Source organism: Chitinophaga sp. Ak27 (genome assembly GCF_012726295.1).
Classification (GTDB): domain Bacteria; phylum Bacteroidota; class Bacteroidia; order Chitinophagales; family Chitinophagaceae; genus Chitinophaga.
Genome location: NZ_JABAOB010000009.1, coordinates 378,140 through 385,331, shown reverse-complemented (window position 1 = coordinate 385,331; position 7,192 = coordinate 378,140). Strand labels below are relative to the sequence as shown.

General features: G+C 41.2%; 9 protein-coding genes. 3 read left to right on the top strand and 6 right to left on the bottom strand.

Features of this window, described 5'->3' with window-relative positions; all coding sequences use genetic code 11:
• A partial coding sequence (locus HGH90_RS26770) for a YbjQ family protein (RefSeq protein ID WP_169192302.1) occupies positions 1–395 on the top strand: 395 nt, incomplete at its 5' end.
• Positions 396–573: 178 nt separating this feature from the next.
• Here HGH90_RS26770 and HGH90_RS26765 read toward each other — a convergent pair.
• Positions 574–1,809, bottom strand: coding sequence for a site-specific integrase (locus tag HGH90_RS26765; protein ID WP_169192301.1), 1,236 nt, complete (start codon positions 1,807–1,809; stop codon positions 574–576).
• A 529-nt stretch (positions 1,810–2,338) separates the two neighbouring features.
• Here HGH90_RS26765 and HGH90_RS26760 point away from each other — a divergent pair.
• Entirely contained in the window at positions 2,339–3,595 is a 1,257-nt protein-coding gene (locus HGH90_RS26760; RefSeq protein ID WP_410493700.1) for a site-specific integrase, read from the top strand.
• An 87-nt stretch (positions 3,596–3,682) separates the two neighbouring features.
• Here the strand turns inward: HGH90_RS26760 and HGH90_RS26755 are convergent, their stop codons facing one another.
• Positions 3,683–3,949 (bottom strand): hypothetical protein, encoded by a 267-nt coding sequence (locus tag HGH90_RS26755; protein ID WP_169192299.1) that lies wholly within the window; start codon positions 3,947–3,949, stop codon positions 3,683–3,685.
• A gap of 9 nt (positions 3,950–3,958) precedes the next feature.
• On the bottom strand, positions 3,959–4,438 hold the full coding sequence (locus HGH90_RS26750) for a hypothetical protein (protein WP_169192298.1): 480 nt from the start codon (positions 4,436–4,438) through the stop codon (positions 3,959–3,961).
• A gap of 522 nt (positions 4,439–4,960) precedes the next feature.
• Here HGH90_RS26750 and HGH90_RS26745 point away from each other — a divergent pair.
• The gene (locus tag HGH90_RS26745) at positions 4,961–5,212 is read left to right on the top strand and encodes a helix-turn-helix domain-containing protein (protein WP_169192297.1); all 252 of its coding nucleotides are present in this window, start codon (positions 4,961–4,963) and stop codon (positions 5,210–5,212) included.
• Positions 5,213–5,325: 113 nt separating this feature from the next.
• On the opposite strand, the gene HGH90_RS26740 is transcribed toward HGH90_RS26745, so the two are convergent.
• Genes HGH90_RS26740 through HGH90_RS26730 form a run of 3 tightly spaced genes read right to left on the bottom strand, consistent with a single transcriptional unit; the run spans position 5,326 to position 7,070 of the window.
• Complete coding sequence (locus HGH90_RS26740; protein ID WP_169192296.1) at positions 5,326–5,910, bottom strand: hypothetical protein; 585 nt, start codon at positions 5,908–5,910, stop codon at positions 5,326–5,328.
• A gap of 34 nt (positions 5,911–5,944) precedes the next feature.
• Positions 5,945–6,718 carry a relaxase/mobilization nuclease domain-containing protein gene (locus tag HGH90_RS26735; RefSeq protein ID WP_169192295.1) on the bottom strand — a complete coding sequence of 258 codons (774 nt, stop codon included), beginning with the start codon at positions 6,716–6,718 and terminating at the stop codon, positions 5,945–5,947.
• The gene (locus tag HGH90_RS26730; RefSeq protein WP_169192294.1) at positions 6,708–7,070 is read right to left on the bottom strand and encodes a plasmid mobilization protein; all 363 of its coding nucleotides are present in this window, start codon (positions 7,068–7,070) and stop codon (positions 6,708–6,710) included. Before HGH90_RS26730 ends, HGH90_RS26735 begins: the two co-directional genes overlap by 11 nt.
• Positions 7,071–7,192: the final 122 nt, after the last annotated feature.

The window sequence follows — 7,192 nt, the reverse complement described above, 5'->3', positions numbered from 1 at the left end:
ATTACAAGGTATTGGGCTTAGTAACTGGTCAAAGTACAACTGGCACCGGTCTGTTTACAGAAGTCGGGGCTTCTTGGACAGATTTTTTTGGAATGCAATCTCAAGCATATAACAAGAAAATAGCCAATGGTGAGGAACTATGCCTTCTACAAATCAGGTCCAAAGCTGTAAGAGCTGGTGGCAATGCAGTTATTGCAGTTGATATTGATTACTCTGAAATGGGAGGAGAAAAAGGCATGATCATGGTTTGCATGTCCGGTACTGTGGTAAAATTGAATAACTTGGAAGTCCTCGACCAGTATAAAGTTGAATCAATAAAAAAAATATCGTTTCTGGCTGATAAACTGCATGCGTCCAATAATAAATATGCGGAAATACTTGAAAAGTTAAATTAATGCAGGGTAAAGAAACTGTTACATCTATTCTTCTTCCGAAATAGTTGGAAAGGATGTTTAATTATACAAAAAATAAGTGCCTTATGACCAGATATTTTTTCCGATGCAGCCCAGAAGCGCTCTATGGTTGCAAAAAACATCTGTACATAAGGCACAAGCCCGCGGCAGCGATACCAGGTTAAACGATCCGCTGCAATCCCATTCCGGGAGCAGCCAACCGCTCACGCAAAGCCCGCATATTATTACTAACCTTCTGCTGCGTGATCTTCGCATAAATCTGTGTAGTGCGGATACATTTATGCCCCAACATCTGGCTCACCGTTTCAATTGGCACATCATTTTCAAGTGTTACCGTAGTAGCGAAAGTATGACGTGCGGTATGTGTCGTTAAATGCTTTTTAATATCGCATAACGTGGCTATTTCCTGTAGATAGGCATTATACCGTTGATTACTATTAACAGGCAATAAGCGGTGGTATAATAGGCAATATGGAGACGTTTTGTACCGGTCAACTATCTCCAACGGAATAGGCAGCAGCGGTACCCGTTCCGCTGTTTGGGTTTTCTCTCTATCCTTCACAATCCATTTTTCACCATCAATGCCAATCACAAGGTTATCTGGTGTAAGATGCAATACATCTGTGTAAGCGTAGCCGGTAAAGCAGCAGAATAAATAAATATCGCGCACCTCTGCTAATCGTGGAATCAGCGACTTGTTGTAAAGGACCATAATTTCATCCATGGTAAGCCGCTCCCGCTGCGGATCTTCATAGGTACATTTAAACCCTGCCAACGGACTAACGACTAACCAACCCTGATCTACTGCCAATTTAAGCATCTGCTTTAAAATCTTCACATACTTCATAGCAGTGTTTGCACCTATCCCCTGCACTGTGGTGAGGAAATGTTCAAAATCCGGGGCAAAAGAAAAACGAATATCAGAAAGCGGTCTATCTGATACATGATACTGGGCTTTCAGGAAGGCAATCACCTTTTCTTTAGTGATCTCAAAGCGCTTCAGGGTCCGTCCTGACTTCTTCCCAGCTTTTACTTTCTCTGCAAACCGGCGGTTATGGAAGTCTATCGCTTCAATTAAAGTCCGGGAGTGTTCCGTTATTCCGGCGAAAGAATTTTTAACAGCAGCAGCGGTTACCGGCTTGCCGGATGCAACTAAAAGGCTGTAATGTTTGTGTAGATTGGCTTTCAGGGTGAGTAACTGTCGGTTAATCGCCTGTGCTTCTTCGGAATTTCCTTTAACACATTGGGCGGAGGCGTTCCATAACGCCGGGGTTACATACTGATACGTGGAAAGTTCTGCACGTTTGCCGCCTACGCTGACGCGAAGATAGATAGCGGGCTTATTGTTTTTTGTACGGCTCTTGTTGAGCCAGAAAAGAACAGAAAAACTGGTCATACACCACTTGTTTTTAGTTTACCAAAATTGTTTCAATTGCACTTATCCTGACATCACTTAACATTGGTCAAACGCAATACAGTATAGCATTTAAGGCCAGTGACGGTTAGCACAATTTAATCATTCTGTTGCTAACCTCAACGCTCACTTTTCTATCGTTACTTATCTTTTCACACATTTACCACCAAAAACAAAAAAACCTTGTAGAATCAGCTTCTACAAGGTTTTAATTACGTAAGAGTATTTCTTTTTACTCTCTTTCGTGATCCCCTTGGGATTACCCGCCTATTTCCTAGTTTTATCTAAGTTTCCTTAAAACGATCACAATGCATTGATTTTAAGAATATTACAACAGTGACTCGCTTTTCTATTTCTTAATTTTATTAGGGTTGGCCCCACTTTAATAGACTAAAAAATAGACTACGTTATGCTGTTACCTCTTAAATTCGTATGCAAAAGTAGCAAGATTAGGCGCGATGGTACAAGCCTTATTTTTATCCAGTATTGCTACAACTCCGACAAAAGAACATTGTTAAACACTGAAATTGCTATCCCTCCTGCCTATTGGAAAAGATCCCGTATAGCGGCAAACCTACCGGAAGTATTTGGAGACCCAGAAGTACTCAACAAAAGGCTAAAAGCCATGTTGCGGGTGGTTGAAGATATTATCTCCCATGCGGTACAAAAGAAAATAATAGATGTACTGGCCTTTGTCAAAAGCACCTTCAAACCTGACCTCAATCCCGAAGTCCTTTCCCCTATGGCGGAAAAGGTGGCAGACAGACAACCGGAAACAAATCTGGACTTTTATTTTCAGATAGATGATTACATAAAATGCAAGACCAATAAGGTTACGCCTGGCATGTTGCGGGTTTATAAAAACATGAAAGACCACCTACAGGCATATCAGGACCACCGCAGGGCCGTTATTTCCTTTAACTGTCTTGACTTTAACTTCTATGAGGGGCTTGTCGATTTCCTGACTTTTGAATATATCCAGCGTAGGCGCAAAACCGTTACCAAGGGCCTAAAAACGGCTACAGTAGGCAAAACCATTAAGCAGCTCCGTATATTCGTCAGGGATAGGGTACGCCGTAAAATCATCCCTCCTATTGATTTATCGGATTTTAAAATACTGAATGAAGATTCAGATGCCATATACCTCTCGTGGAAAGAGATAAACCAGATATATAATACTGACCTATCCGATTTTCCCTCCCTTCTACCCTATCGTGATTTATTTATCTTGGGATGCCTTACCGGGCTTCGGTTTTCGGACTTTTCCAATATCAAGCCAGAAGATATACGGGAAGGGATGCTCCGGAAAAAGCAGGAAAAGTCGGATCACTGGGTAGTAATTCCCTTGATGGGCGTGGCCAATGAGATACTTATCAATCGTTTCCAAAAGGTAATCCCTACTGTCAATAACCCGAATTTCAATGTAAATATTAAGGAAATTGGCCAACTGGCGGGTATTTGCGAAACAGTCAAGTTCTCTTATAAAAAAGGGAATCAGGATATTGAGATAATAAAGCCAAAATATGGATGGATAACGTCTCATACCTGCCGCCGTTCTTTCTGTACTAATGAATTTCTGGCAGGAACACCGGTAGAATTGATTATGAAGATTAGCGGCCATAAGAGTTTACAGGATTTCTATAAATACATCCGTATTAGTCCGGAAGAAGCTGGCAGAAAAATAAAGGAAATATGGGCAAATAGAGACAATATGGAGATTATACTACTGAATCAAGATAATTATTCTAAGGCTTCTAAAACGGCCTAAATGCGGCTTTAAGAAAGCATTACATAACACTAAAACGGCGCAAGAGAAATCAAGCGCCGTTGTTATTAAATCTTCGTTCCCCAATGTTTACTTTTCGCCATCTCCAAAAATAGAAGCAACTAGTGCCTTTGTCACCCCCTCCCCGACTTCGCGAATCTTTTGTTTTTCGGCATTGCTCAGTGCAGGTATCAACCTGCCGTCAACGCGCCTGTCAATACCCCGCATCTTTCTGTAGAAGGTAGGAGTGCTAAAATTACATTCCTCGCAAACCTGTTCCCTGAAAATTACAGGTAGTTTAGAAAGCTCTGTGTGCAACGTGAGTAACACATTTGTTGCGTGATTAGTAATATTCATAAAGTATGTTTAAAGGGTGATTGGACTTTTTACTATCTTAATCCGGTTCTCTATATCTAAGGAATGAAGCGACAAGAAAAATGTCTTAAAATAATTACCGGCAATTGCAGCTATTGTACCATCGATCCCCGTATCTCCACCAACTAATATTTCGATATACTTGTCTAAAGCCGCTTCCAATTCATATAATTCAAGTCCCGAAGCAAAACTTGACAATTCATATAAGTCATCTTCCAGCTCAACAATTAGTTCCTTGGTTAAATTCTCGTTATTCTCCCGTATTAGTGCATTCCGAATGTTAAAAGCAGCGATAGTATTTGCACTGAACAAAGTATAAAACATCATAAAATCAGCCCGCTGATCTGCCGACCAGCTATCAGCAGCCCTACTGCCAATAACAGAAGGCAGCTCGTATTCAAATAACTCAACAAAGCCTGATGAGGTGCCACAGGGTGTAATTTGGTTCAAGGTAGTTAGTAGATTCTCCATAACATTCAATTTAAGAGTGAGTATAAGTCAGTAGTGAAATATTGCGTAATAGCTCGCATAACCGGGCCTATCCATAAAGGATACCTGGAAAAACAAACCAAATGACTCCCGAATCGATCATTGTAACCGATTAGCCATTGGTATCAAAAAATGCTTTGGATGGGAAAACAACAGGAAGTGGGCAAACGTCAACGGCTATATAAAATGCCATAGGCGTGGCTTACTCGCAGTGTTCTACCCGCGCGCTTTGGAGAGGCCGAATAGATCTTACAAGCAAGCCCACGCCTATGGCATGAGCATTGCTGCACTACATTCTGGCCTCTCCAAAGCACGCAGAAACGTAGTAATCAATGCAGAAAATTTGATCTGCAAAATTATATTTTACGTTGCAGTAATCCAAATGCCCTAATAATCAGCATTTGGATTTATACTTTATCAAAAGTAAGAAAACATTTTCAATGTTACAAGATCTTGTAACGATTTTTTGAAATAAAAATGCGGAATTTATCCAAAGTTCTGAAAATGAATGAGGAAAGAGATAAAAATCGATTACAGGAAATTGGAGAGCGTTTACGTAAAATTAGAGAAAAAGAAGTTAAGATAAGCCTTGACGAACTGGCGTCAAGATGCGATGTTACCAAGGGAAATATCAGCAATATCGAAAATGGAAAAAAAGATTTTACGTTCACGACCTTTCTTGAAATTGCAAAGGGTTTAAATGTTCATCCCAAGCATTTACTGGACCATAATTTTAAGTTCCTGAAAGAGGATTAAAAGAATGCGCTCTGTTCAGGAGGATTTTTCCTACAAAAGCCCAGCAGCGGGCCAATGCTGCAAAAATCCTCCTGAACAGAGCGCAAGCCCGCGGCAGCGGAAATCAGGCAAATTTATTTTACACGCGCCTTCCCTCGAAGCTGCTTTGCTCCCTTCTCTTTTTCATCCGCCATCTGTAGTAATTCCAGTCGTTTTTGCAAATACTGTTCTCGTTTTACTATGCTGTCTTTGAAACGGTTTCGATCAAGGCTATAAATACTATCCACGCTATGTATAATACCCACAAAGTTTCTATCCGGTAAAAATTTCATGGACCTATACTTTATATCATTTGCCGTTAAATCTTTAAAACGGCTATAAGTATTATACAACCAAACAGATAAAAACACCACCACAATGAACATACCCACCGATAGTAGCAAACCATAACTTAAATGGTGGTGATGTTTTACCCTTTGCTGAACGGGAGCCATTAAAGCCTTTGTACAGGCATCCAGCCTAATAGATAAGCGTTTCATTGATTCTGGCATTATGCCTACTGTCTGGCTCATTAAAGTAACTTGCTCTTTTATTAGCCCACACTCTTCCTTTACTTCATTTAACCGCACATTATTATCCATACCAGTTCCTTTACTTGCGATTAACGTTTCAAGCTGTCCCAACTTCTCTATTATGGTTTGCATTAATAAGTCACTCATAAAATAAAAAATTAAAGTTTGAATAATATATCCTTTACCGTAGTCGTGTTCTTATTTCTTGTCTCTCTTGCCTCTTCAGGGTATTTTCAGAAAGGATTTTTTGCAATCCTGATACGGAAAACTTACGATCAACCTTGCTCCCTTTGAAGCAATACAGACCCTTCTTAAAACTGATTCCCTGTAATTCATCAGTACCAGCTTTGTATTTATACTGTACTTCTATTCTTTGCTTTAAGAGCATATCCGCTAATACCGATAGATTATTGCTATGGGGTAATTGTTCCTGAATAGCACTGTAAATTTCGTAGCGGGTGGCTTCCTCCCCGTTTAAAGATTGAAGGTTAGTAACAGCCAGTTCTTTTTTCACTGCTGGGATCAACTGATACTTTTGGGTTAAAGCCTGTGCGGCCTTCTTTCCACGGTAACCTATCCAACTATCACGGATCGCCTTCCCTTTATTTCCCACGAAGTTGGCTACTATATGAAGGTGCAGGTGTTTCCTGTCTGTGTGTTTGGCTATGACATACTGCGTATCTGACATGTTCAACTTTTCGAGATACTCCTTTGCGATCGCTGCCATTAGCTCATCTGTCAAAGATTCTCCAGGGTAAAAACTCAATATCCCATGAAAAACAGCTTTATTCTTGCTGGGTAAATCACGCCTTTGCATTTCGAAATCATGAGCCATCAGGCGGTAATTATAATCTCTTACACCCTCTGCTTCCAATATTATAGCCCGGCTTTCATCCTCACATATATACCGGCAGCAGCCATAAAAGCTACTACCGGTAATTACTTTACTTATCATCTTTCAACTGGTTTATGATCTGATCTAAAGTCTGCCGATACTGTTCAAAGAACACGATGGCAGATAAAAACCCCTGCTGACGTGCCATCTTCACCATCTGATTTACATTGGATGCCATCCCAATTAACTGCTTCACAGTCTGCTTTTCCTCACTGGTTTGCCGCGCTTTAACCTGGCCCTTTAGGGCCATCTTCCGCAGATATACAGTGAAGGGTAAGCCCGCGGCAGCGGCTTTCTCCTTCACTGTAGTGTATTCGGCTACGGTGAACCGGAGGCCGGATTGCTTTTCTCTCCGAACGGCTTTAGCCGGTCGGCCTCCCTTACTCTTCGGTCTTTGCTCTAATCTCTCCATCTGATCTTCGATTTAATCTCCGCTGCATTCCCCCTTTGCGACCACCGGGAGCGAAGGGGCGAGCGGTTTTTGCGGAGCAAAAACACCGCTCGCTAACGGAGCGAAGCCCGTTCCGAATCCGC

Bases quoted from the DNA above. Each gene is read 5' to 3' on its own strand.
- HGH90_RS26755 (WP_169192299.1), bottom strand. From the start codon at position 3,949: ATGAATATTACTAATCACGCAACAAATGTGTTACTCACGTTGCACACA.
- HGH90_RS26750 (WP_169192298.1), bottom strand. From the start codon at position 4,438: ATGGAGAATCTACTAACTACCTTGAACCAAATTACACCCTGTGGCACC.
- HGH90_RS26735 (WP_169192295.1), bottom strand. From the start codon at position 6,718: ATGATAAGTAAAGTAATTACCGGTAGTAGCTTTTATGGCTGCTGCCGG.
- HGH90_RS26740 (WP_169192296.1), bottom strand. From the start codon at position 5,910: ATGAGTGACTTATTAATGCAAACCATAATAGAGAAGTTGGGACAGCTT.
- HGH90_RS26730 (WP_169192294.1), bottom strand. From the start codon at position 7,070: ATGGAGAGATTAGAGCAAAGACCGAAGAGTAAGGGAGGCCGACCGGCT.
- HGH90_RS26745 (WP_169192297.1), top strand. From the start codon at position 4,961: ATGAATGAGGAAAGAGATAAAAATCGATTACAGGAAATTGGAGAGCGT.
- HGH90_RS26765 (WP_169192301.1), bottom strand. From the start codon at position 1,809: ATGACCAGTTTTTCTGTTCTTTTCTGGCTCAACAAGAGCCGTACAAAA.